The sequence below is a fragment of the Rhizobium atlanticum genome (assembly GCF_030182485.1).
Classification (GTDB): domain Bacteria; phylum Pseudomonadota; class Alphaproteobacteria; order Rhizobiales; family Rhizobiaceae; genus Rhizobium.
On the sequence record NZ_JAQJCJ010000029.1, the window covers coordinates 24,604 to 46,618 of the forward strand.

Here is a 22,015-nt window from a genome sequence, read left to right on the forward strand (position 1 = left end):
GTGCTTGGGCCAGTCTGGAGACGCCAGTGGCGATCATGTTCGTCAGAGCGCAGGTGATCAGCAGGGGATCGGGACGCAGCATCGTCTCGGCTGCCGCCTATCGCCACCGCGCCCGGATGATGGACGAGCAGGCGGGAACGTCGTTCAGCTATCGCGGTGGGGCGGGCGAACTGATGTATGAGGAACTGGCGCTGCCGGATGAGATCCCGGATTGGCTGCGGTCGGCGATATCAGGTCAGTCCGTCAGCAAGGCCAGCGAAGTGTTTTGGAATGCCGTTGACGCCTTCGAGACGCGGGCAGATGCGCAGCTCGCCCGCGAACTGATCATCGCGCTGCCGGAGGAGCTGACGCGGGCCGAGAATATCACGCTGGTGCGCGAATTCGTCCGCGACAATCTCACCTCGAAAGGAATGATCGCCGACTGGGTCTATCACGACAAGGACGGCAACCCGCACATCCACCTGATGACGACGCTCCGGCCGGCGACGGAGGAGGGGTTCGGGGCAAAGAAGGTTCCAGTGCTTGGTGAGGGTGGCAAGCCGCTGCGTGTCGTCACGCCGGACCGCCCGAACGGCAAGATCGTCTACAAAGTCTGGGCGGGCGACAAGGAAACGATGAAAGCGTGGAAGATCGCCTGGGCGGAAACGGCCAACCGGCATCTGGCGCTGGCCGGACATGACATCCGCCTCGACGGTCGCTCCTATGCCGAACAGGGCCTCGACGGGATCGCGCAAAAACATCTCGGGCCGGAGAAGGCGGCGCTGGCGAGGAAGGGCAGGGAGCTCCACTTCGCGCCGGCCGATCTCGCCCGCCGCCAGGAGATGGCCGATCGGCTGCTTTCAGAGCCGGAGCTTTTGCTGAAGCAGCTCGGCAATGAACGCTCTACCTTCGACGAGAGGGATATCGCCAGGGCGCTGCACCGTTACGTCGACGATCCCACCGATTTTGCCAACATCCGCGCCAGGCTGATGGCGTCGGACCAATTGGTCATACTGAAGCCGAAGGAGATCGAGGCAGAGACAGGAAAGGTGTCGGAGCCCGCGGTGTTTACGACGCGGGAGATGCTGCGCATCGAATACGACATGGCGCAGTCGGCGCGGGTTTTGTCGGAGCGTCGCGGCTTCGGTGTTTCCGAGCGGAATGTGACGGTGGCGATCGAACGCGTGGAGAGCATCGAGAGCGGCGATCCCAAAACTCCGTTCCGGCTCGATGCAGAGCAGGTCGATGCTGTCCGTCATGTCACCGGTGATGGTGGCATTGCCGCTATTGTAGGCCTTGCCGGCGCCGGCAAATCGACGCTGCTTGCTGCCGCACGTCTTGCCTGGGAGGGCGAGGGACACCGGGTGATCGGTGCAGCCCTTGCCGGCAAGGCCGCAGAAGGGCTGCAAGACAGTTCCGGCATCAAGTCGCGGACACTTGCCTCCTGGGAACTGGCCTGGGCCAATGGCCGCGATACGCTCCATCGCGGTGATGTGCTGGTGATCGACGAGGCCGGCATGGTGGCCTCGCAGCAGATGGCCCGTGTGCTGAAGATTGCCGAGGAGGCTGAGGTAAAGGTCGTGCTGGTCGGCGATGCGATGCAGCTGCAGCCGATCCAGGCCGGTGCTGCCTTCCGGGCAATTACCGAACGCATCGGCTTTGCAGAGCTTGCCGGCGTGCGCCGCCAGCGTGAGGCCTGGGCACGTAATGCCTCGCGGCTGTTTGCCCGCGGCGAGGTCGAGAAGGGCCTCGACGCCTATACCCAGCAGGGCCACCTGGTCGAGGCGGGCACACGCGAGGAAACGATCGACAGGATTGTGGTCGATTGGACAGAGGCACGCAAACACGCAATCGGTCGCTCGATCTCCGAGGGCAGGGATGGCCGTCTTCGCGGTGATGAACTGCTGGTGCTCGCCCACACCAACGACGATGTCCGCAAGCTCAACGAGGCGCTGCGTGAGGTGATGGCCGGCGATAATGCCCTCGGCGAAAGCCGCAGCTTCCGGACCGAGCGCGGGGCGCGAAAATTTGCCGCCGGCGACCGCATCATCTTCCTGGAGAACGCCCGCTTCCTCGAGCCGCGGGCCAAGCACTCCGGGCCGCAATATGTCAAGAACGGCATGCTCGGCACGGTCACCGCGACCGGCGACAAACGCGGCGATCCGCTGCTGTCGGTTCTGCTCGACAATGGCAATAAAGTCGTCTTCGGCGAGGACAGTTATGACAATGTCGACCACGGCTATGCCGCAACGATCCACAAATCTCAAGGGTCGACCGTCGACCGCACCTTCGTGCTCGCCACCGGCATGATGGACCGGCATCTGACCTATGTGTCGATGACCCGGCATCGCGACCGCGTCGATCTTTATGCGGCGAAAGAGGATTTTGAGCCGAGACCGGAATGGGGACGCAAACCGCGTGTCGATCATGCCGCCGGTGTCACCGGCGAGCTTGTCGAAACCGGCGAAGCCAAATTCCGGCCCGAGGACGAGGATGCCGACGACAGCCCCTATGCCGATGTCAGGACGGACGACGGAACCGCCCATCGGCTCTGGGGCGTCAGCCTGCCGAAAGCGCTCGACGATGCCGGCATCTCCGACGGCGACACCATCACGCTGCGCAAGGATGGTGTCGAGCGGGTCAAGGTCCAGATTGCCATTGTCGACGAGGAGACAGGTCAGAAGCGTTACGAGGAGAGGGAAGTCGACCGCAATGTCTGGACGGCCAGACAGATCGAAACCGCCGAAGCGCGTCAGGAGCGCATCGAACGGGAAAGTCATCGGCCGGATGTGTTCAGCCGTCTCGTCGAACGCTTGTCGCGCTCCGGTGCCAAGACGACGACGCTCGATTTTGAGAGCGAGGCGGGCTATCGCGCCCAGGCGCAAGACTTCGCCCGGCGCCGCGGGCTCGATCATCTCTCGCTTGCTGCCGCCGAGATGGAGGAAAGCCTTTCCCGGCGCTGGACGTGGATTACCGCAAAGCGAGAGCAGGTGGAAAAGCTCTGGGAGCGGGCAAGCGTGGCGCTCGGTTTTGCCATCGAGCGGGAACGGCGCTTCGCCTACAACGAGGCGCGAACTGAATCCCACACCATCGCGAGCGCAAGCGCTGGCGAACCACAGTATCTGATCCCGCCGAGCACGTCCTTCGTTAGGAGTGTCGAGGCGGATGCGCGGCTGGCGCAGCGTTCGTCACCGGCCTGGACGGAGCGGGAAACGATGCTGCGACCGCTGCTTACTAAGATCTACCGGGATCCGGATGCAGCACTTGTCGCCCTGAATGCGCTCGCCTCGGACACCGGCACCGAACCCCGCAGGCTCACTGCTGATCTTGCCGCAGCACCCGACCGGCTCGGCCGGCTGCGTGGCTCCGAGCTGATCGTCGACGGAGGCGCGGCGCTTTCCGAGCGCAAGGTCGCAAAGGCAGCCCTGGAGGAACTGCTTCCCCTGGCCCGGGCCCATGCGACCGGGTTCCGCCGGAATGCCGAACGGTTCGAAATGCGTGAGCAGACGCGGCGCTCCTACATGTCATTATCGATCCCGGCGCTTTCCGAGCGCGCGATGGCGCGCCTTATGGAGATCGAGGCGGTGCGCAACCGGGACGGGGACGACGCCTATAAGAGCGCCTTTGCGCTTGCCGCCGAGGACCGCTCGGTCGTGCAGGAGATCAAGGCGGTCAGCGAAGCGTTAACGGCACGCTTCGGCTGGAGCGCATTCACCGCGAAGGCGGATGCGGTTGCTGAACGCAATATGACCGAGCGTTTGCCGGAAGATCTGACGGCCGGCCGGCGCGAGGAGCTGGCCCGGCTGTTCGAAGCGGTCAAACGTTTTGCCGAGGCGCAGCATCTCGCCGAGCGGCAGGATCGCTCGAAGATCGTCATGGCTGCCAGTGTTGTTCGGGGCCAAGAGACAGAGAACGGACCGGGGAAGGAGAATGTCGCCGTGCCGCCGATGCTTGCTGCCGTCATCGTGTTCAAGACGTCGGTCGACGATGAGGCTCGATTGCGGGCGCTCTCCAACCCTTTCTATCGCCAGCAGCGTGGCGCATTGGCCAACGCCGCGACAATGATCTGGCGCGATCCGTCGGGCGCCGTCGGCAAGATCGAGGAGCTGCTCCGGAAAGGCTTTGCTGCTGATCGAATCGCCGCCGCGGTGACCAATGATCCGGCCGCCTATGGGGCTTTGCGCGGTTCTAATCGCCTGCTGGACCGGATGCTGGCGTCCGGCCAGGAGCGGAAAGAGGCGATGCGGGCCGTGCCGGAAGCTGCAGCGCGCCTGCGCGCGCTCGGTGCGGCCCACCTCAATGCCCTCGATGCCGAACGCCAGGCTATCACGGACGAACGGCGGCGCATGGCGGTTGCCATTCCAGCTCTTTCGAAAGCTGCGGAAGAGGCTTTGGCGCACCTGACGGTCGAGGTGAGGAAGGACAGCAGGAAGCTGAGTGTTTCCGCCGCTTCCCTCGAGCAGGGCATTGCCCGGGAGTTTGCCGCTGTCAGCCGAGCGCTCGACGAGCGCTTCGGTCGCAATGCCCTCGTCCGGGGTGACAAGGATCTTGTCAACCGCGTGCCGCCGGCGCAGCGTCGAGCTTTCGAGGCGATGCAGGAGCGGCTGAAGGTCCTGCAGCAGACTGTCCGTCTGCAGAGCAGTGAGCAGATCATAGCGGAGCGGCGCCAAAGGGCTGCTAGCCGCGCTCGCGGCATCAACCTCTGAGACTCGAAGAAAAGCGGGGGGACGAAATGGTTGGTCGATTGGAAAAGCACTACGACCCGATTGTCCCGAGATCGATCTTCCTTTGGGTGGCGGAGCGGTCGAAGCTACTGTTCGTCCGTTCCGCAGCGGTCGTTGTAGAGGCGATTGCAGGTTTCACCAGATCGGGTGCCGTCTGCGTGAAGCCACTCTATAGCCCCCTCGGACACGGACGTGGCCAGAAACAAGCCTGCTTCCAGCAGCGCGCGGATGCCACAGAAAGTGACGAGGTCTCGCGCTGAGACCGTGAAGAACAGGCTTTCACTGGTCGGCCTTATGATCGCGCCTCCACCTTCGAAAGCTAGAAACCTGTCAGGTCCCACGGAGACGAGGGATTGGTAGAAGTCCTCGATTTGCGTGCAGATCTTGTCGGCAACGTGCTGCGTGCGCGTGATTGCGACACACGCTTCGGCGACGTGCACGCACTTTGGAACATCTTCCTCACCCGCGAATGATGGCGCTCGTGGCAGGACCAGATGCGCGTTGCACGGCGGGCTCAGCTCAACGAAGTGACGGACTTCGCCAATCGATTTCTTCATGCTGTTCCTGCCTATTTGGAGAAAAAAGGCTTTTAGAGGTGGCAAAGCGCTGAGGGCTGCTCAACGTGATGGAGCGCTTTCTGCTGACGCGAACGTTGTTCCAGTTGAGGCTCGTGAAGACGTGACGCAGTTGCGCTTACGCGACGGTGAAGATGAGGAATCGCTAAAGGGTCCAAGATCGCCCCGATAGCCGCCTTGCTTCGGATTCCGGGTAAAGGCGGTAGGGAAGGTCCGCATAGACATATTCTGCCGGAATCGCGGGTGGGGACAGCTTCGATAGGAACAGGTCGAGATTCTCCCGACTGTTGCTGGAGACAAGCGTGTAGAAATTGCCGCTGTTCCAGGTGACGAATGAGTGTCCAAAGAACCGGCGTAGTGTTTCGCTCATCTCCGAAAGGGTGACTTCGTTTCGATCCATTCGCGTTAGCACCGTCTCTTCCTTGGCGCGAATATCTGACGCGCTGAAGAAGCGAGCTTTGAAGCTATGGTCCTTCTGGCGTTCCCGCCGCCGATATTCCTCGGCGTCTTCATGCCTGAACTTCTCGACGAACATGAAGAGCCCGTTGGTCTTGAGATGCTGCGAGACGAAACGGATCTGATCGAAGCGATTTGGCGAATACATCTGGAAAGTCGTGTCCTCGAGGATGATATCGAAACCGCTGCCAAACTTTCGGAGCTCCACGTCTTCTTGGACCCTTTGCGATGTCAAATAATGAAATGGTCCGTGAAAAAACATGGCATGAGGAGGAACGCCATAGGCATAGAAGCTTCTAAGGTTTTCGACGTTGGGACTGCATGACAGTGTTTCTATCCTGCCCTTGCCAAGTTCGCCGATCACACGAGCCATCGTCCCCTCGGCTGTACCTAGCGTGTAGAGTTGCAGTTGACCCTTTCTGGCCCGCGCGTATTTGAGGATCGCGCCGCCTATGCGGCACTCCTCTTCGAGGCGGTAGGGTATGCTGCTCAAGTAGTGCTTATCGAATGGACCTCGGCGCAGCGGATGAAGGGCTGAAAAGCGCCTGAACGTCATGTCCACTGGGAACAAGCGGCGATCGAGCTCAGGCGGACGGATAGGCATTCCGGCCTCACCGGATGCGGTGGTCGAAAAAAACTCAGAAAGCTCGTTAAGGCGAGGGGCACGGTCGCACTCCTCAATGAAGTCGGCAAATTCACGCATGCGAAAGCCTGCCTTTCTCTCGCACCATCGCGTTTTTGGGGTTCAGGGGGAAATCGCGCATCCCGAAAAGATTGTGCCGTCAGCGATGATGTCGGCAGAAGATGATCGCGAACGTCATCTTTTCGCATCCACGATTTTGATTGGTTTTCATGAAATTGACATGAAATTCGACCTGAGGTTAAAGCCTGGCTTGTTGACAACTTGGGGTGAGGTAGGGTCGCTACCACACCGGTTTTTCAGGGGAGCAGCTTTCGAGTGGGGATCATTCCATCAATTCACCCCGAGAGGATGAAGAAGTCACAAGGGGAGATCATCCTTCACCAGCAAGGCCTTTGGAGCCATGCCCGCGCAGATGTCGTTCGCCGGCGCAGTCTCGGGCGACAGGTTATCGACGTTGTCGCGGATGACCACCTGATCTTCCTCAACATAAGGGGTACGGCGGCATCCGGCGAAAATTTTGTGGACGGACGAAGAGTCGAGTTCAGTCCGCGTCCAGACGGCTCGCTTGTTTACATTCCGCCCGGTTGCCATTGGAGCGGTTGGGATGAAGGCGATGCTGAGGGTTGTTATCTTATGATAACCGTGACGCAGGATTTTTTTTCCAACCTCACGACCAAGCTCCCGCGCGTAGGCACCTTACGTCCGGAGCTTGGATTTAGAGATCTGCCGATCCAATGCTTGGCGCGGCAGATTGCCGGAGAACTTTCACACGACGATTCCGTGGGGAGTCTGATCGTTGAAGGGCACCTCGCGGCTATCTTCGGACTTCTGCAGCGCCGCTCCGGCACATCTGGCAGATTGTCTCGAGGAGGATTGTCGCCTACGGTTCTCAAGCGCGTAATAGGGCGAATTGAAGCTCACATTGATCGACCTCCGAGCGTGCGCGCTCTGGCTGAAGAGGCGGGATTGACCTACGAGCATTTTTCCCGCGCTTTCAAGCAGTCGCAAGGCTCGACGCCCTATGGCTTCTATAACCAACGCCGTCTTGAACGCGTGACCGACCTTCTCCGCACGACTGCGATCAGCGTGACCGAGATCGCCATCGCCTGTGGCTACTCCAGCGGGAGCCACCTCTCGACCAGATTTCGCCGAGAGACGGGATTTTCCCCTGCCGAGTACCGGGCGCTCTGGAAAGAATAGCTGGTTCTGGACGAGAGATAATATCAATTTCATGAAAGCCGCCAGCTCTTCAGAAGAATAGCATGTCCCCATGAACCTGCCAGTAGGGAGTTTGGATGAAGTGGGCGCAACAGAAAACAGCGGCATAGGGTGTTATGCCTCTCGCGGCATCTATCTCTTCTGTGTTCTGGCGTCGGCCATTGGCCGGAATGTCTACTTCGTGCTGGCGGCATGGGCTGCGACAGATGTCAGCAAGAGCGCGAGCGCTCTAGCTATCCTTTTGGCGCTCGGCAGTGCCGCCGAGTTGCTCACCAGCAATGTTGGTGGGGTTCTAGTTGATCGATTTGATCGTCGCTTCGTCTGTATCGCTTGCGATTTATCCAGGTTGATCCTCATATTTTCAACTGGTATTGGTCTCTCGTTCGGTGACCCACTTGGTGTTCTTTGCCTATCGTGGACCATCTTCGCGTTCATCGACAGAACCTATTCGACTGCGCTGCAGGCCATCATTCCAGACATCGTTCGTCCTAAGAACCTCACTTCATTCAATTCGGCGTCTTATATTGCGATGCAGGCGGGCAATCTCATCGCCGCCATCGTCACCGGGTACAGCTTAACCGCCATCGGGATGAATCTGACGTCGATCCTGCCTGGCGCCTTTTTCGGCCTATCACTGTTGGGGCTGCTGGCACTGCTCGGCCGACAGCCGCCTTCTCGTTCTCGATCGGATTTGCAGGCAAAGAGCATTCGTCGGATGGATCTGTTGCCGACGACCTTCGTCGTTCACTCACTGAAGACCACCGCCGTCATGTATGCGTTGACCTATGCGATGGGCATGCTTGTGAGTGTATTGGGCGTCGCATATGTCACCCGCGAACTCATGGGGTCGGCGCTAGAGTTCGGTTATCTCGAGGCAGGTTGGGCCCTCGGTTCGATGGCGGGCTGTTCAACCCTTCTTCTCAGAAGGGCGCGTTCGCGACGACAAAGCATCCTCTTCCAGTCGGCGCTCGCTGGCATTGTTCTGTTGGGCTTTCCGGTTTTCCAGAGCTTTTTGTCAGCGCTCGTTCAACTGGTGTTGCTCGGCTTCTGCTACAATGTCACGCGAATCCTGATCGATGTACGGGTTCAATCGACTGTTTCGATTGACATGTTGGGGCGGGCGCGAAGCCAGATCCACACGATCTGTGTTTCGATAGGGCTTCTTGCGTATGGCATCATCGGGACGATCGGAGACGCAATTCCACCTTCGGGGATTTTCGGCCTCTTCGGGGCGCTGATGGTGACCGTCGCGCTCTTCTTTTACTTTAACATGGATCGGGGAGCGCCGGCGGAAAGCCGGTTCGTCTGAGGATGGAGACGTCGCCCAATAGCGACCTGGTTTCAAAAGGTGAGGTGTTGGCCCTCATTTTTGAATTATTCCCTTGGTTGCGTCAGTTTGAGCAGGCATCGCTGAACGACTACGCAAAGGCGGCTTTCTCGGTTGGATCGGATCAATCGGGGTGCGTCGCGCGAAGCCAGGCAATGTCTTTATTGCGGTCACGCGTGGCGGCCGTCGCGCAACGTCAGGGTTATTCAGCAGAAGCCGCATCGCGCTTTCAAACCGAAATCGAAGTCGCTCCGGTGCTGCAGTGTGGCCCCCACCTCCACCTGTTGATCGAGCCTGACGCATTTTACACCCATCTGTTCTCCCTGATGGGACTTCGCGCGCATGGCAGGACATCCTATATCTCCTACGCTTGCTCGACAGTGAAGTTCGTAGAACGCGGTCGCAAGGGTCCGGCCTGGCTCCACGTCGATGGCGATGCAGTCAACGTCTTCGGGCTGTCGCGCAGCAAAATGATCCCCTACAGCATTCTTGGCAGAAACGGCTGCTACAGGTTCCATCTTCAAAACGTCGACAGGCCCGGTGATGACTCGGAGGCAATTTCGTGCTTGCGAGACCTTTTGCCTCGGGGCGAATTCCAGTCGGCGGCAGAGGCGATCAAAGCGGCAAATCTTTGCCTCTGGAAGCGGTATTCTGACAGCCAGGTCGATTTTCTTCAGCTTGACGATACCGACGTTGCCGATCTGGTCGCGGATCACCTTTCCGATGGCCGGTCCTGGCTGCGAGCCTCGCTGATCGAGGACCGAGCATTCGCGATGCGCCTCATCCACTGCATCGATCAACTCGCTGACACGGCTTGGCGAGGCTGGCTGAAAAACTCGACGCATTTTTTCTGGGGCTGCATTGAAGGGCGGCTTTTTCCACTTTGGCTGGATGGCAGGGTCCTCCGGTCGAAGGCGACAGATGATGTCTGTGTTGAATTCTCGCCGCCAAGTCTTGTGGAGGCCCTGAGAACTGGCCGGATCGTTCCGAACCTTCTGCTGATGTTCATCGTAACGTCGATCCTGCCTGGCGTGCGTGTCCTGGGTGGAAGTCGGCATACGATCTATTATCCGTTGATGCGCTGGGCATTCTGCGAGGCGTTGAGGAACAACCATCGTGACACACAGCTTCTCAACGCACTGTCAAAGGACGAACGGCCGGGGGTTTGGGGCCATCGCATCATCTCCTCGCCGTGCGAGCCATTTTCGCTGTTGAATGCTTTTAGCCGTGGGGGAATTGAAACGCTTCTCGGGCTGTTCGGCAAGATGAGCATTATCGACGCTTGCGGGCCCCTTTCCAGCTTCACCCAGGACCCCCTATGGGCGGAGCTTGCGGTAGCCTATTCCTCCGGGAGAGTGGGCAGACAATCCTGGCAATGGGCGTTCCGCTGATCGCACCTCCTTTGGTTTTCTGACCACTTTACCGCCCGAAGCGTGACCTCTCGCTTTGAGACAAGTGTCCGCGCGTAAAGCGAAGCTATTGAATTTTGTAAAGAATTCGGTTGCGCGGCGGGCGGATTTCAACTAAGCTGGCAGCGAGGCAGTACGCGCTGCCTTGGGGCTTCGTAACCCCTGTTAGCGGTTGGTGCCGGCCGATTCGGCACCACACTCCTTGACCTTCGGTCGAGGAGCCTGTGGCGTATGTCCAGGTTCCTCGGAACTAAAGGCCACAGGGCCGTCTAGCACGGTTACGAACTCCCCGATCAGTGGGTTGAGCGAGTTTTCAGCGGGGGCGCACCGCGTGAAACTCTCCATCGGGGTGACCACCATGAAGCGCTATGTAGCAGCCCAGGTTCGGACTTCGAGACCTGCGCAAGCCAAACAGTCGGATGTTGCACGCGAGTCGGTACATCCAGTCGATCGGCATGTCGGACAGCAAATCCGTATCCGCCGAATGCAGTCGAATGTCTCCCTAGGGGATCTCGGCGCCGGCATCGGGGTGAGTTTGCAGCAGGTACAAAAATATGAAAGCGGTAAGAACCGCGTCAGCGCTTCGATGCTCTACGAGCTTGCCAATTGCCTCAAGATCCCGGTTTCGAGGTTTTTCGAAGGCCTTCCAGATCCCGAAACCACTCAGGGCCAGCAATTCATAACAGAGATCGATGGGAAGATTGCCTACATATCCACGGCGGAGGGACGGCGTCTGATAGACGACGTTTTGCTCCTTTCTCCGCGTGTGCGCAGCCGGGTCGTTGCCCTCGTCAGCTCGATTGTCGATGAAGAGATGGAAGAACACAAGGACGTTTCCCCATAAAAAGACCAACAAGAGCGCGGCCGCAAAAATTGGTCAGCGGTTCGTAGAGTTATCGCCGCATACTGCAGGTTCTAAAAAGCGATCTGGCCAACGTTCTTCTCTCGGTCAAGCACAGTGCCAAAACCGGCACTGCGGTCGGCAAGATCGTCAAGGATGTCTGCCGCCATTCTGCCATCGGCGAGCACAGGGAAGGGGAGGCGATCGCGTGCAGGATTCGATAATGCCTCGGTTCCACCGATCACAATCGGACGCAAGCGTACATTTTCCAGCTGTCCGCTAGATCCAAAATTGCAGGTCGCGATGACGCTCCTCCACACTTCCGGCGGGCTCCATTCCTGTTCGTCCTTTTCCGTATGGAAGAGGAAGTTGCCAAGGCCGTAGAAAATTGGCGTATTCCGATATATCTCAACCCCTTGAAGGACCGGAGCGCCATGGCTGACAAAGAGGCCTGCGCCCGCGTTAACGCAATCGTGCGCAAATTCGCGGACCCAGACGGGGACTTGCTGCCAGTTCGGCTCCCAATGGTGATGATGCAAATACACGATGACGAGCGTGTCGCGGCCCGCTTCTTCCGCGATCGCCGAAAGGTGAGCCCTGGCGCTGTGCCGGTCCATGACGATGCGGCGAGCGGTCTCATCTGATCTGCGAAACACGGTTCCATAGAAATCAATTTCGTCTTGGCCATGAAGATCAGGCGGATCCTCTGGCTGGGCATAATTCGCGCGCTCCAAGGGCGAACTTAGAAGACGCTCCTGAATGGAGCGAAGCAAGTTGAATGTTCCCGCTTCCAGGTCGAATACCCTGGAGACTTTCAGACTATTGATGCCGGGCCTTGCTATCCTGCCCTCAGTTGCGTCCTCGGCGTACATGAAAGACGGGCCTGGCCCGGCATCCATGGCAATCAGCGCGACATTTCGGGATCCGAACGTCATTTTCTGTGCCGTGGAAGCATGATGCTTGTTGTGGCCGATGCCGGCATGCAGGAAATTGTGTGCCGCAACCTCCTCCAGCGTCGAGAGGATCCCCGGCGGTCCAAGATCGAAAGCATGGTTGTTCGCCAGAGCCAGGCTATTGAAACCGAGCTCCTTCAACGCCGCCAAGACATCCGGCGCTGCAGCGCCGAAATAGCTGCCTTTGAGCGGCCATCCACCATGACGACCATAGATAGTCGTCTCGAGATTGGTGAAGGCAACATCGCTTGCTTTGAGGATCTCGGCGATCTCAGCGAGCCGTGGATCGCCGATCGTTCGAAGATCATGACGGATGAGCGACTGGCCGGTGACAGCAATGGAAAAGGGTGCGGACATATGGTCTACCTTCGATCTTTGGGACTGCCGACTGCTCACGCGCTATGGCTTCGGGGGAAATGCGTGTCGGAAAGCCAGTGTCTAGTTCGATGTCTGCGGCGAAACATCGATCTTGAACCATTGCTCGCTCAGCCGCTTCAGGGTTCCGTCGCTCGTGGCGGCCTCGATGGCGCTATCGAATGCCGCAACCAGTTCGCCGTCATCTTGCCGGAGCCCGACGCCGACACCCGGGCCCCACAGGCCACCGGAGAGCCGCGGGCCGTAGAGCGTCGCAATCCCGCCATCCGTGCTGTCGAGGAAGGCTTTCCAGGTGAAATAGTCGGCAAGACCGCCATCGATGCGCTCAGCCACGAGATCGAGATGCATGTTGTCCTGGGAATCGTAGCTCCTGATCGTCGCGACCTTTCCGAACAGTTCATTGAGCACCGCTTCCGAATTCGATGATCGCAATACGCCCAAAGTTCTGCCGTTGAGAGCGGCTCGAAGCTCCTCGATCTTTGCCTGCTTTTCAGGGTCGATAGTTGTGAGGTCGAGCTCGGCCAACGTATCCGTGGGCGGAAGATTGAGATCTTTGCGTATGACAACTTGGTTGAAACCTCCGGCGTAGGGCTTGGAAAAAGCGATAGATTTCTTCCGCTTCTCAGTTATCGCCATCCCCGACATGATGGCATCGAACTTTCCAACGGTGAGCGCCGGTATGATTCCGTCCCAGTCCTGAGGCACGAAAGTGCACTCGAACTTCATCCTCCGGCAAAGATCGCGGCCGACGTCGATGTCAAAGCCGGCGAGCTCCCCTTGGGGGGTGATGGCATTCCAGGGCGGCGAAGCACCTTCAGAGGCGATTGTCAGTGTCTTCCTGTCCATTGCTCCCGCGTTGTTGGCGCAGACGACAAGAGACAGGGCAAGCAGAAGTGTTCGTTTCACGACGATGTTCCTTTCATTGCTGAGTTTGATTGTTGGCGTCCGGGATGTGGGCTGGCGTCAAGTTTCAGCCGAGGCGAGAGGCGGCTTTCCGTTCGCTCTTCGAGGTACAGGTTGCGCCGGCGGTGGACGGTTTGCCGTCGGCGTCCAACGCGTCTCCAGCATCTGGAAACCTTGCGTGATCAAGAGGGTAAGCAGCAGATAGAAAGCCCCCGCGGCAATGAAGACCTCGTATGGGGCGAATGTCTCCGACACCAGCTGTCGGGCGAGCCCGGTCACCTCAAGCAGCGTGATGGTGCTTGCAAGGGAGCTTGCCTTCAGCATTCCAACCACCTCATTTGCATAGGCGGGAAGAGCGATCCTGAGGGTCAAAGGGAACACGATAAGACGGGCAGTGTGGAAACGGGAAAGGCCCAAGGCTTTGGCCGCTTCAATCTGCCCACGCGGGACCGCCTGGATCCCGCCGCGCAGAACTTCTGTCGTATGGGCGGCGCTGTTCAGGGTGAAAGCAATGAAGGCGCACCAGAATGGCTCTCGCATCACGGCCCATAGAAAGCTTTGGCGGACGAGTGGAAGCTGGCCAATCCCGTAGTAAATCAGGAAAAGCTGAACCAGAAGTGGCGTGCCGCGGAACGCATAGGTATATGCCAGCACGGGCGCGGAAGCCCACGGATTTGATGATGCCCGTAGGAAGGCGAGCGGGACCGAGACGGCGAAGCCTGCGGCAAGCGATGCGAATGTCAGAACCAGAGTGAGAAGAAGGCCGCGGGGAAGGGTGAGAAACGCTTCAAGCGCGATGGTCATGCTCATTGCCTCAACCTTTCATCGCCGGGAGCGAATAGCGGCGCTCCAATAACCGGAACGAAAGAAGCGACAGGCTTGTGAGGGCGAGGTAGATTGCAGACGCTGCGAGATAGAAGGGGAGTGGAGCGCGCAGTGAGCCTGCGCCTATATAGGCGACGCGCATGACATCCGTCAGCCCGACGACGGAAATCAGCGATGTATCCTTTATCAAGGAGATGCAGAGGTTACAGAATGCCGGCAGAGCGATCGGGATCATCTGGGGAATGATGATCAGAAACCAAATCTGCGCGTTCGAAAGCCCGAGCGCCGCTGCAGCCTCTCGTTGGCCTGGTGCAACCGCGTTGATCGCACCACGGAATATTTCCGCGGCGTACCCACTGAATACGACGGTCAGTGCCGCGACACCGGCCGCAAATGCATTAATCTCGATGTAGCCACCGGTAATCGCGCTCAAAAGGGCGGTTCCGCCGAAATACGTCAGGAGGATGATCAGAAGTTCCGGAACACCCCGGATGATGCCCGTGTAGGCCCGCATGCACGATGAAACCGACTTGCGGGTCGAGTTGCGGAGAACGGCAATAAGCAAACCTAATAGGGTCCCGAAAGCGCAGCTCAAGGCAAACACTAAAAGTGTGTTCTTCAATCCAGATAAAAATTGATCTACAAATGCGTACAATGCAAGTCTCCAATATTCTTGCGAGCGCGCCGAAATAGGAAAGTTATTCTCCCGACATATACAAAGGGCTTGCCGAGATTAACCGAGGGTAGATTGGATTTATTAGCTTAACCAGCGCTCTAAGTTTGGCGTATGTCAAAAATATACTTTGACTTGCCGCCGTCAATTTATAAGATTCAGGAAGTTTTGATAAGCGCAACTTATGAGGCGCGTCGCTCGACCACGATTGAGATTCCCGGCCATGGACATCACCGACTCCGGAGTGAAGATCCGCCACCTTCAAATATTACGGGAGGTCATGCGCGCCGGCTCGGAAAGGCTCGCAGCGCAGATGTTGCGAATAACCCAGCCGGCGGTCAGCCAAAACATCAAGCAGCTAGAGGAGACTGTCGGCTTCGCACTCTTTCGCCGGGAAAACAACAGGTTGATCCCCACCGTCAAGGCATGGGAATTTCTACGCACAATCGACGCGGCGTTTGCCGGACTTGATCGGATCGGACCGTCAATCGACTTCCTGCGGAGCAACGATACGCGAATGATCGGCATCGCGGCGCCAAGCGCTTTCTCCTTCGCGACCTTGCCGAAAGTGGTCAAAAGGCTTCGGGAGAGAAGCCGCTCTTACGCCGTTCAGGTGAAAACAGGAACCTATCAGCAGATTGCAGATCATGTGTTAAACGGCCGCTCGGATCTTGGCATCTCCCGATTGCCTCTTGATGAGCGCATTCTTGATTGGATGCCGGTCGGCTCAGCCACCAACGTATGTCTTTTTCCGGTCAACCATCGATTTGCGGCACAGCAGCTTGTTACTGCCGAAGATCTTGCCGGTGAGGCGATCATCGACATCGACCCGCAATTTGCCTCTCACCAAATGAGCGTCAATGCCCTTCGGTATATGGGAACCGCTCCTGACATCGCCGTGGAATATGACGCCAATGGCAATGACATTGGCTATGTCATGACAGGGATCGGCGTCTCGATTACGAACGAGATTATTGCGAGCGAATATGCTGAATTCGACGTTGCATTCCGCGAATTTCAGCCAGGGGCAACATATCACTACGTCGTCGTTTGGCAAAAAGATCGAAAGCTGAGTGATAGCCTAAGATTTGCATTGGAAGAGATAGTCGCGGCTTTGACAGATCGGGCTGCTTGACGATCGCATCGAGGTATGACCCTCGCACCGGAAAACAGATGTTGCGAGTTCATGCTGAACCGCGAGTTGTGCGCGTAAGCTTAGAGCGGGATGATTTTAGGTAGACCCGTGAGAAGGATTCCCTATGACGCAAATCGGATTCATCCTTCTGGCCGGTCAGGAGGCTGAGCTGGATGGCGAGACCTGTTTCGAATAACCGCGAGAAGTTGTAGAAGCGGTGATACAGGAGGGGTGTGGTGCCGGGCGGCGTCCAAGCGCTTCCGCATTGGCATCAGCATCGCGATCGATTGGGTGCGGCGCGTGACGCGACGGACAGCGCAGCCCGGCAGGATGAGTAGCCACAAGCCGCGAACGGCGGTGGCTTACCTAAGCCACCGAGCAGATAGTTGCGCCATATCGTAGAAGAACATCGCGACAATCGGAACTGCGTCGGTTGGCAGAAGCGGACCGGTTGTTTGTGCGATCATTGGTGCCATGTTCTCTTTAAGTGATTCTGCAGTTATCTTAAAATGGCGGATGACACTTCAATTGGACGCAATATCGACTAGAGCAAATCCTGTTCAATCCGGGTCATATCCAGCAGCCCTGAAGTAGTTTGCGCATTCTGTCGGCGTGAAGCGGAGCATCAATGCGCCTAGGACGTCCCATAGAGCATCGATCTTTCGTTCCGCGCCCTCCGTGGTTGACTGCGGCCCCTAAACCGGGACCGCGTGCCGGTGGCGACGGAAGCTATGAGATCACATGCTCAATGCGCTCGAGGTGGTGCTGAGGCACGATCTGAAGGGGTTCCTCGGCCGCTGCGATTTCCTCGACCGTAAGTCCGGTGGCGATGGCCAGGTCCTCAAGGCTGTAGCCCTTCGCAATCCTGGCTTTGCGGCGACGAGCGGCTGCGGAGGTGTTGTCGGCGGTAGCAAATTGATCCATTCCAAACTCCAAATCACGTTGATGTAGCGGCTGAGGGGGATCTGTCCCCGATGGGTTGGCTCCTTCGTGGTGCCGACTCGGTCAGAGGTTAGCCGCAACCTGCCGAGCCGCTTGGTTTCTCTTCGCAGACGACGCTCTTGCGTGGCTTCCGCCGCGATCTTGTTCTGCGTTCGGATGCCGAGCGCTCCTGCATTAGCGCTGTTGTTCTAGTCCTGCTTTCTATGACAATCAATCCATGGGTTTGCTCATAGGCACACGACGAGCCGTACCAACTGCCTGGGAAGAATTGTCCGCTACTGATTAACTGCGGTCGCAGATATGCCTTGCGCGATCTCATCGTCGAAGTGAACCATCTCGCCCGAGGCCATGTGCAGCGCGTCCGCGACATCGCCGAAGCGCGCCTCACCATAACGGAGGCCGGAACTTATTGAATCGGCGCCCGTTCGTAAGGACCGACATTAGGAGGATCTCACCATGGCAACCACATCCAAAGCCCGCAGCCAGGATCGTGCTCGCGTCGCAGGTGGTCAGGATCACGAGGTGAAGTACGAAGCCCGGAAGGAAGGCATTTCCAAGGAAGCGGTGAAGAAGACCGTGAAGAACGTAGGCAACAGTCGCAAGAAGGTCGAAGCCGAACTCGACCGGCACTAATCCGGGTTGGAGAGTTCAACCGTGAGGGTCCGCAGCCATAAAGTCAGCGGCGGAAACAGCCGCTGAAAGTCTGGCTCCGACGGATCATAACGCAGCGGCGGAAGGCGCCTGACTGCAGGAGTTGACGACCCCGCAGGAAGCGTTTCGGAGCAAGGCTATCGAAGCTGCGGGATACAGCGCCGTCGAGCAAAGCCAAAAGTATTGGGACGCCGGAGCGTTTCTTGCAAAGGGGCGGAGCCGCATCGCATGAGGAAGGGGCTGGCGAGCGAACCCAACGAGCTCCAAAGTCGCGATACGCGACGGCGTCGGCTGACTTTACCTGCAGAACAGAATTCAGAGGCCGACAGACCGTGGGGCACCGCGTGCGGACGCCGGTCCCGACCGGTCCGTTCAATCGACTTCTAGAGCGTTTCAGGTTTTCACGGAAGCATATCCGGCATTGGCGAAGTAGTTGCTGCATTCGCTGGGCTCGATGGTTGTGACGAGGTGTCCGATGTGGCGCCAAGTGTCATCGATCGTTCGCTTCTGAGCCAGGCGCATCCAGTGCTTGATTTTGGCGAAGGCCTGTTCGATCGGATTGAGGTCGGGAGAGTATGGCGGCAGGTACCAGAGTCGGGCACCAGCGTTGCGGATCATCTGACGAATGGCGACCGATTTGTGGGAGCCGAGATTATCCATCACGACGATGTCGCCGGGTTCGAGCACCGATAGGAGTTGCTGTTCGACATAGGCTCGGAAACATTCGCCATTGATGGGTCCATCGAAGACACAAGGTGCGGCAAGCCGATCGTAGCGCAACGCACCCAGGAAAGTCAGGGTGCGCCAATGGCCATGCGGGGCGAAGCCGCGCAGGCGTTTGCCCTTCGGGCCCCAGCCCCGAAGCGGCGCCATGTTGGTCTTGATCCAGGTTTCATCGATGAAGACCAGCCGCCTAGGATCGAGACCGGTCTGCCAGGACCGCCAGCGTTGTCGTCGCCGCGCGATGTCGGCACGTCCCTGTTCAAGGGCGAACAGTGTTTTTTTTGAACCGCAGCCCCTCGCGCCGCAGGAATTGCCATACGGTGTCGTGGGATACCTTCACCCCTCGTGCGGCCAATTCTGCCTTCAATCCGTGCAGTGATAGATGCGGCGTCTGGTTAATTCGCTCGGCGATAAACGCCCGGTACGGCTCAAGAACACGCTTGCGGTGACCGCCCATCTTCCCAGGCGCCACAGATCCGCTCGAACGGTAGCGCTGAGACCACTTCACCGCTGAAGACACCGCAATACCGAACCGCACCGCCACCGACCGGCAGCTCTCGCCCGCTTCGATGGCATCAACAACACGCTTGCGAAGATCATTTGAAAGAGGTCGAGTCATCCGATGCTGGCCTCCACTCCAGCCAGCATCTTGAATCACAAAACAGCCAAAAACGGAATCCCTTCCGATTCAGCTAAAATCGGAAGCGCTCTAGAAGCTGCCATCCCGTTTTTGGGACCGGCCAGCATCGTCGATCTTCTCGTGCTCACTGCGCTGAATAGGAAGCGCGGTCGGTATTAAGCCATTCTCCCGTAACGCCAAAGGCGAGCGGCGGAGCGCCGATCAATCGCCCGAGTCGGGTCTCCAGTGTTTGAAACGATGCTCAGGGAAGCGGTCGACGTGAACCTCGCTTAAATCCTGCGGAGTATTCCATTGCCGACATGGCAGTCGATCAGATCCCGAAACAGGCTTAGCGAGTGCCACGTGCATCGTCGTCCCGATGTGGACTGTAGACTAGCTTCCTGCATAGGGCGATGCGATCCTGAGTTGCGTTCATGTGTCCTCTCCTTCGCGACGGAGAGACCCTAAGCTATGCCGACTAGGCGGCCGCTATGGTGCCGGAAACGTTGGCAAAGTCGGTTAATCGGCATAGTTTGCTGGTCAGCATAAACGTGCTTTTGCCGCGCGCGGCAAAATGCAGTTTGAAGCAGCGTCGCGATCGTCGCCCAAGTCCTGCCGCCGCCTTCCGAGCCGGGTTCATAATGCCGGATTTCCGACGTTTGAAGCAAGGGTCACCTATCCCTTCCATCCACTGGTTGACCAAACCGTCTTGGTAACCGGCAGCCATGAGCACGAAGGCGTTCACTATCTGCTCATTCTGGCACACGGTGGTTCATTTCAAATTCCGGCATGGATGTTTGATCCTGCGGCAAGTTCGATCGAGATCGTAGCTGCGCCGCGCCTTTCGGCAACCAAACTCGTTGAACTGCGCGCCAAGCTTTGTTGCCTGACTATTCCGTTGCGGTCGCTGCGGTCGCCGATTGCACATTCAATACTCCGGGAAAGGCGGCAATACGCAGCGATATGTTTGTCGCGGCACGTTCGGCGCCATGGCGGTCGGCAACTGTATCGGGTTCGGCGGCATGCGGGTCGATCGGGCCGTGGCGCAGGAGGTGCTCGAGCGATTGCAACCTCTGGGAATCGAGGCGGCCTTGCGGGCAATGGAGGCGCACACGCAGCGTCATAGCGACAATCAACAGCAACTCGAGAACTTAATCAAGCAAGCACAATACGAGGCTGCCAGGGCGCGCCGCCAGTATGATGCTGTCGATCCGGGCAATCGGTTGGTCGCCGGCGAACTGGAGCGGCGCTGGAATGAGAAGCTGATCCTATTGCGTGATCTCGAGGTCCAGTTCGAGATGCTCTCGACCGACCGTAACACGCCTGCTTTATCGGCCGACGACCGTACAAGATTGATGATGCTCGGTAGCGATCTATAATAAGGCATGGGACAGGTCCCGACGCGTCTATCGAGACACGCGAAAAGATCATTCGGCTGCTGATCAAAGAAATCATTGTCGATACCGTTGACGACACATTGGCGCTCGTCATTCATTGGCAGGGTGGCGATCACACCCGGATGACGGTGAAGAAAAACAAGATCGGCCAGACCCGCTGGGCAGTTAAGGCTGATGTTGTCGATCTCGTTCGCAACTTGGCGAGGCAGTTGCCCGATTTGTCGATCGCAGCAATCTTGAATCGATCCGGCAAGCGGACAGGGCATGGCGCCAGCTGGACGCGAAGCCACGTCTGCAGTCTTCGCAACATCCACGGCATCTCCGTCTATCGAGAAGGTGAACGGGCCGAACGCGGTGAGAGAACCCTCGACGAGGCCGCCGACATTCTAAAGGTGAGTCGAGCTACCGCCTACCGGATGGTCAGCAGCGGTGTCCTTCCCGCTCGCCAGTTATGCACCGGAGCGCCGTGGATCATCCAGCTTTCCGACCTTCAACACGAAACCGTGCGCCGCGAAGCCGATGCCAGGCGATCCCGGCGTCCGATATCTCAGGATCCGGTTCAAAATCCTCTTTTATTATAAGGACATCATCAGATGAGGAGTATGTCGCGCCCTCGTCACCTTCAGCAAACAGGCTATTTTTTCTTAACGCCTGGGGCTTGATTGCCCGCTCAACATGTGGAGTCCACTTCGACGCGGCCGTCTTTCAGGAAGCGCTCGAAGATATCGCGGCGCGATATGGAATAGCGGAGAGCTCCGCGAGTTTTGATTTTCCGGGTAACGCCCCTTAGCCACGAACAGGCACATGATCCTTGGCGCGATTTGAAGTCCACGTGAATTCCCTTGTCCCCAGCGCAACCGTCGACATTTCTCGCAGATGTCGGGCATCCGCCACTTTTGTCAGGTTTGTCGTGATTGGAACGTTTTGTTCGCCGGTCTCTCCGTCAAATACACATCAACCTGCCCTCAACCCGCCCATTGATAAAAGAAAATCATCTTCTTGGCGCGTCGGAGCAGTTGGCATGGTGTTTGCTGATCCCTGGTTACAAGCGGCAGAAAGCAGTCTGCATTATGCCGGTTCATGAAACGAACGGAACGGAGGCCACCTGACCGTTCGTCATCGGATCCGCGTTCTACCAAGCGGCCATGCATAGTCCGCCGGCGGAAGGGTCAATCCCGATGTCACAGCTTGCAACCAACTCAAAGAGAAGGAAAATGCAATGACCAAGATTTCCGAAAGATCCTTTGAAACGATCGAAAACCCGGGGTCATCGTCGCTCAAGGTGCCAGATCAGTTCGGCGCATCTGTTGAAAAGGGGAACAAGAAGGTGACAGAGGCTTTTTTGAAATTTGCGTCCGGCGCTGAAGCGACACAGAAAATGCTGCCTCCGATCCTCGAAACGACAAGTCTATTCGGCAACGAATTGTGGTGGAAGACGATCGCTGCACTGCAGGCCGACGCCGAGGCCAGCTTCTCACATTTGCAAGCTTTGCTGGGCGCGAATTCGCCGTCGCAGATCCTCGAACAGCAGTCGACCTTTTTCCGCAAGCGCGTTGAGACAAGTTTGCAGCACGCCAAGGAAGTCCGGGTGCTCTCAAGCAGGGCGGTGGAGGAAATCTCAAAGCCGGTCAAGGATGCTTTTGACAA

19 protein-coding genes and 4 pseudogenes are annotated in these 22,015 nt (G+C 58.1%); 12 read left to right on the forward strand and 11 right to left on the reverse strand.

Translation table 11 applies throughout. From position 1 onward, the window contains the following. Window positions 1–26: 26 nt before the first annotated feature. Window positions 27–4,685: a Ti-type conjugative transfer relaxase TraA gene (traA, locus tag PH551_RS29375; RefSeq protein ID WP_018247162.1), complete on the forward strand. Its 4,659-nt coding sequence runs from the start codon at window positions 27–29 to the stop codon at window positions 4,683–4,685. 104 nt (window positions 4,686–4,789) lie between these two features. On the opposite strand, the gene rctB is transcribed toward traA, so the two are convergent. Both rctB and PH551_RS29385 read right to left on the reverse strand, forming a co-directional pair. Beyond that, window positions 4,790–5,260, reverse strand: coding sequence for an SMa0974 family conjugal transfer regulator (gene rctB, locus PH551_RS29380; protein ID WP_004676103.1), 471 nt, complete (start codon window positions 5,258–5,260; stop codon window positions 4,790–4,792). Window positions 5,261–5,423: 163 nt separating this feature from the next. Further along, entirely contained in the window at window positions 5,424–6,437 is a 1,014-nt protein-coding gene (locus PH551_RS29385; RefSeq protein WP_004676105.1) for a class I SAM-dependent methyltransferase, read from the reverse strand. A gap of 288 nt (window positions 6,438–6,725) precedes the next feature. Between PH551_RS29385 and PH551_RS29390 the strand changes: the two genes are divergently transcribed. From PH551_RS29390 to PH551_RS29405, 4 genes are all read left to right on the forward strand, one after another. Further along, window positions 6,726–7,577 (forward strand): helix-turn-helix domain-containing protein, encoded by an 852-nt coding sequence (locus PH551_RS29390; RefSeq protein ID WP_157214064.1) that lies wholly within the window; start codon window positions 6,726–6,728, stop codon window positions 7,575–7,577. Between the two features lie 70 nt (window positions 7,578–7,647). Continuing rightward, window positions 7,648–8,904, forward strand: coding sequence for an MFS transporter (locus PH551_RS29395; RefSeq protein ID WP_004676106.1), 1,257 nt, complete (start codon window positions 7,648–7,650; stop codon window positions 8,902–8,904). A gap of 2 nt (window positions 8,905–8,906) precedes the next feature. Then, window positions 8,907–10,313, forward strand: coding sequence for a hypothetical protein (locus PH551_RS29400; protein WP_018247164.1), 1,407 nt, complete (start codon window positions 8,907–8,909; stop codon window positions 10,311–10,313). 376 nt (window positions 10,314–10,689) lie between these two features. Further along, window positions 10,690–11,175, forward strand: a complete 486-nt coding sequence (locus PH551_RS29405; RefSeq protein ID WP_018247165.1) for a helix-turn-helix domain-containing protein — start codon at window positions 10,690–10,692, stop codon at window positions 11,173–11,175. Window positions 11,176–11,246: 71 nt separating this feature from the next. On the opposite strand, the gene PH551_RS29410 is transcribed toward PH551_RS29405, so the two are convergent. The 4 genes from PH551_RS29410 to PH551_RS29425 all read right to left on the reverse strand — a co-directional run bounded on the left by PH551_RS29410 (window position 11,247) and on the right by PH551_RS29425 (window position 14,883). Further along, window positions 11,247–12,482, reverse strand: a complete 1,236-nt coding sequence (locus PH551_RS29410) for a CapA family protein (RefSeq protein WP_004668595.1) — start codon at window positions 12,480–12,482, stop codon at window positions 11,247–11,249. An 81-nt stretch (window positions 12,483–12,563) separates the two neighbouring features. After that, a complete protein-coding gene (locus PH551_RS29415; protein WP_011053397.1) occupies window positions 12,564–13,406 on the reverse strand; it encodes a transporter substrate-binding domain-containing protein in 843 nt (280 codons plus the stop codon). A gap of 57 nt (window positions 13,407–13,463) precedes the next feature. After that, window positions 13,464–14,213 carry an ABC transporter permease gene (locus tag PH551_RS29420; protein WP_016737468.1) on the reverse strand — a complete coding sequence of 250 codons (750 nt, stop codon included), beginning with the start codon at window positions 14,211–14,213 and terminating at the stop codon, window positions 13,464–13,466. A 4-nt stretch (window positions 14,214–14,217) separates the two neighbouring features. Beyond that, a complete protein-coding gene (locus PH551_RS29425; RefSeq protein ID WP_018247166.1) occupies window positions 14,218–14,883 on the reverse strand; it encodes an ABC transporter permease subunit in 666 nt (221 codons plus the stop codon). A 241-nt stretch (window positions 14,884–15,124) separates the two neighbouring features. On the opposite strand from PH551_RS29425, the gene PH551_RS29430 reads away from it, so the two are divergent. After that, the gene (locus PH551_RS29430; protein WP_004668587.1) at window positions 15,125–16,036 is read left to right on the forward strand and encodes a LysR family transcriptional regulator; all 912 of its coding nucleotides are present in this window, start codon (window positions 15,125–15,127) and stop codon (window positions 16,034–16,036) included. Between the two features lie 173 nt (window positions 16,037–16,209). After that, window positions 16,210–16,387, forward strand: a pseudogene (locus PH551_RS29435) (IS630 family transposase); the annotation flags it as partial. A 209-nt stretch (window positions 16,388–16,596) separates the two neighbouring features. Here the strand turns inward: PH551_RS29435 and PH551_RS29440 are convergent. Together PH551_RS29440 and PH551_RS29445 are read right to left on the reverse strand one after the other, a co-directional pair. Then, window positions 16,597–16,707, reverse strand: a pseudogene (locus tag PH551_RS29440) (IS630 family transposase); the annotation flags it as partial. Window positions 16,708–16,765: 58 nt separating this feature from the next. After that, the gene (locus PH551_RS29445; RefSeq protein ID WP_004668585.1) at window positions 16,766–16,960 is read right to left on the reverse strand and encodes a hypothetical protein; all 195 of its coding nucleotides are present in this window, start codon (window positions 16,958–16,960) and stop codon (window positions 16,766–16,768) included. A gap of 474 nt (window positions 16,961–17,434) precedes the next feature. Here PH551_RS29445 and PH551_RS29450 point away from each other — a divergent pair, with 474 nt between their 5' ends. Next, a complete protein-coding gene (locus tag PH551_RS29450; RefSeq protein ID WP_004668584.1) occupies window positions 17,435–17,611 on the forward strand; it encodes a DUF3606 domain-containing protein in 177 nt (58 codons plus the stop codon). Window positions 17,612–18,022: 411 nt separating this feature from the next. Here PH551_RS29450 and PH551_RS29455 read toward each other — a convergent pair. After that, a protein-coding gene (locus PH551_RS29455; protein ID WP_085994805.1) for an IS630 family transposase occupies window positions 18,023–18,971 on the reverse strand; the annotation gives its coding sequence in 2 pieces (ribosomal slippage) (window positions 18,023–18,634 and window positions 18,636–18,971; 948 coding nt in all). Window positions 18,972–19,449: 478 nt separating this feature from the next. Next, entirely contained in the window at window positions 19,450–19,716 is a 267-nt protein-coding gene (locus tag PH551_RS29460) for a hypothetical protein (RefSeq protein WP_237358605.1), read from the reverse strand. Between PH551_RS29460 and PH551_RS29465 the strand changes: the two are divergent. From PH551_RS29465 to PH551_RS29475, 3 genes and pseudogenes are all read left to right on the forward strand, one after another. Continuing rightward, window positions 19,681–19,755, forward strand: a pseudogene (locus tag PH551_RS29465) (DUF5372 family protein); the annotation flags it as partial. The gene PH551_RS29460 and the pseudogene PH551_RS29465 sit on opposite strands and share 36 nt — an antisense overlap. A gap of 136 nt (window positions 19,756–19,891) precedes the next feature. Next, entirely contained in the window at window positions 19,892–20,350 is a 459-nt protein-coding gene (locus tag PH551_RS29470) for a hypothetical protein (protein WP_011053402.1), read from the forward strand. Window positions 20,351–20,448: 98 nt separating this feature from the next. After that, window positions 20,449–20,949, forward strand: coding sequence for a helix-turn-helix domain-containing protein (locus tag PH551_RS29475; protein ID WP_010011748.1), 501 nt, complete (start codon window positions 20,449–20,451; stop codon window positions 20,947–20,949). A 28-nt stretch (window positions 20,950–20,977) separates the two neighbouring features. On the opposite strand, the pseudogene PH551_RS33085 reads toward PH551_RS29475, so the two are convergent. Further along, a pseudogene (locus tag PH551_RS33085) lies at window positions 20,978–21,149 on the reverse strand (IS66 family transposase); the annotation flags it as partial. A 438-nt stretch (window positions 21,150–21,587) separates the two neighbouring features. Here PH551_RS33085 and PH551_RS29485 point away from each other — a divergent pair. Further along, the coding region (locus tag PH551_RS29485) for a phasin (RefSeq protein ID WP_285196083.1) at window positions 21,588–22,015 on the forward strand (428 nt) is incomplete at its 3' end.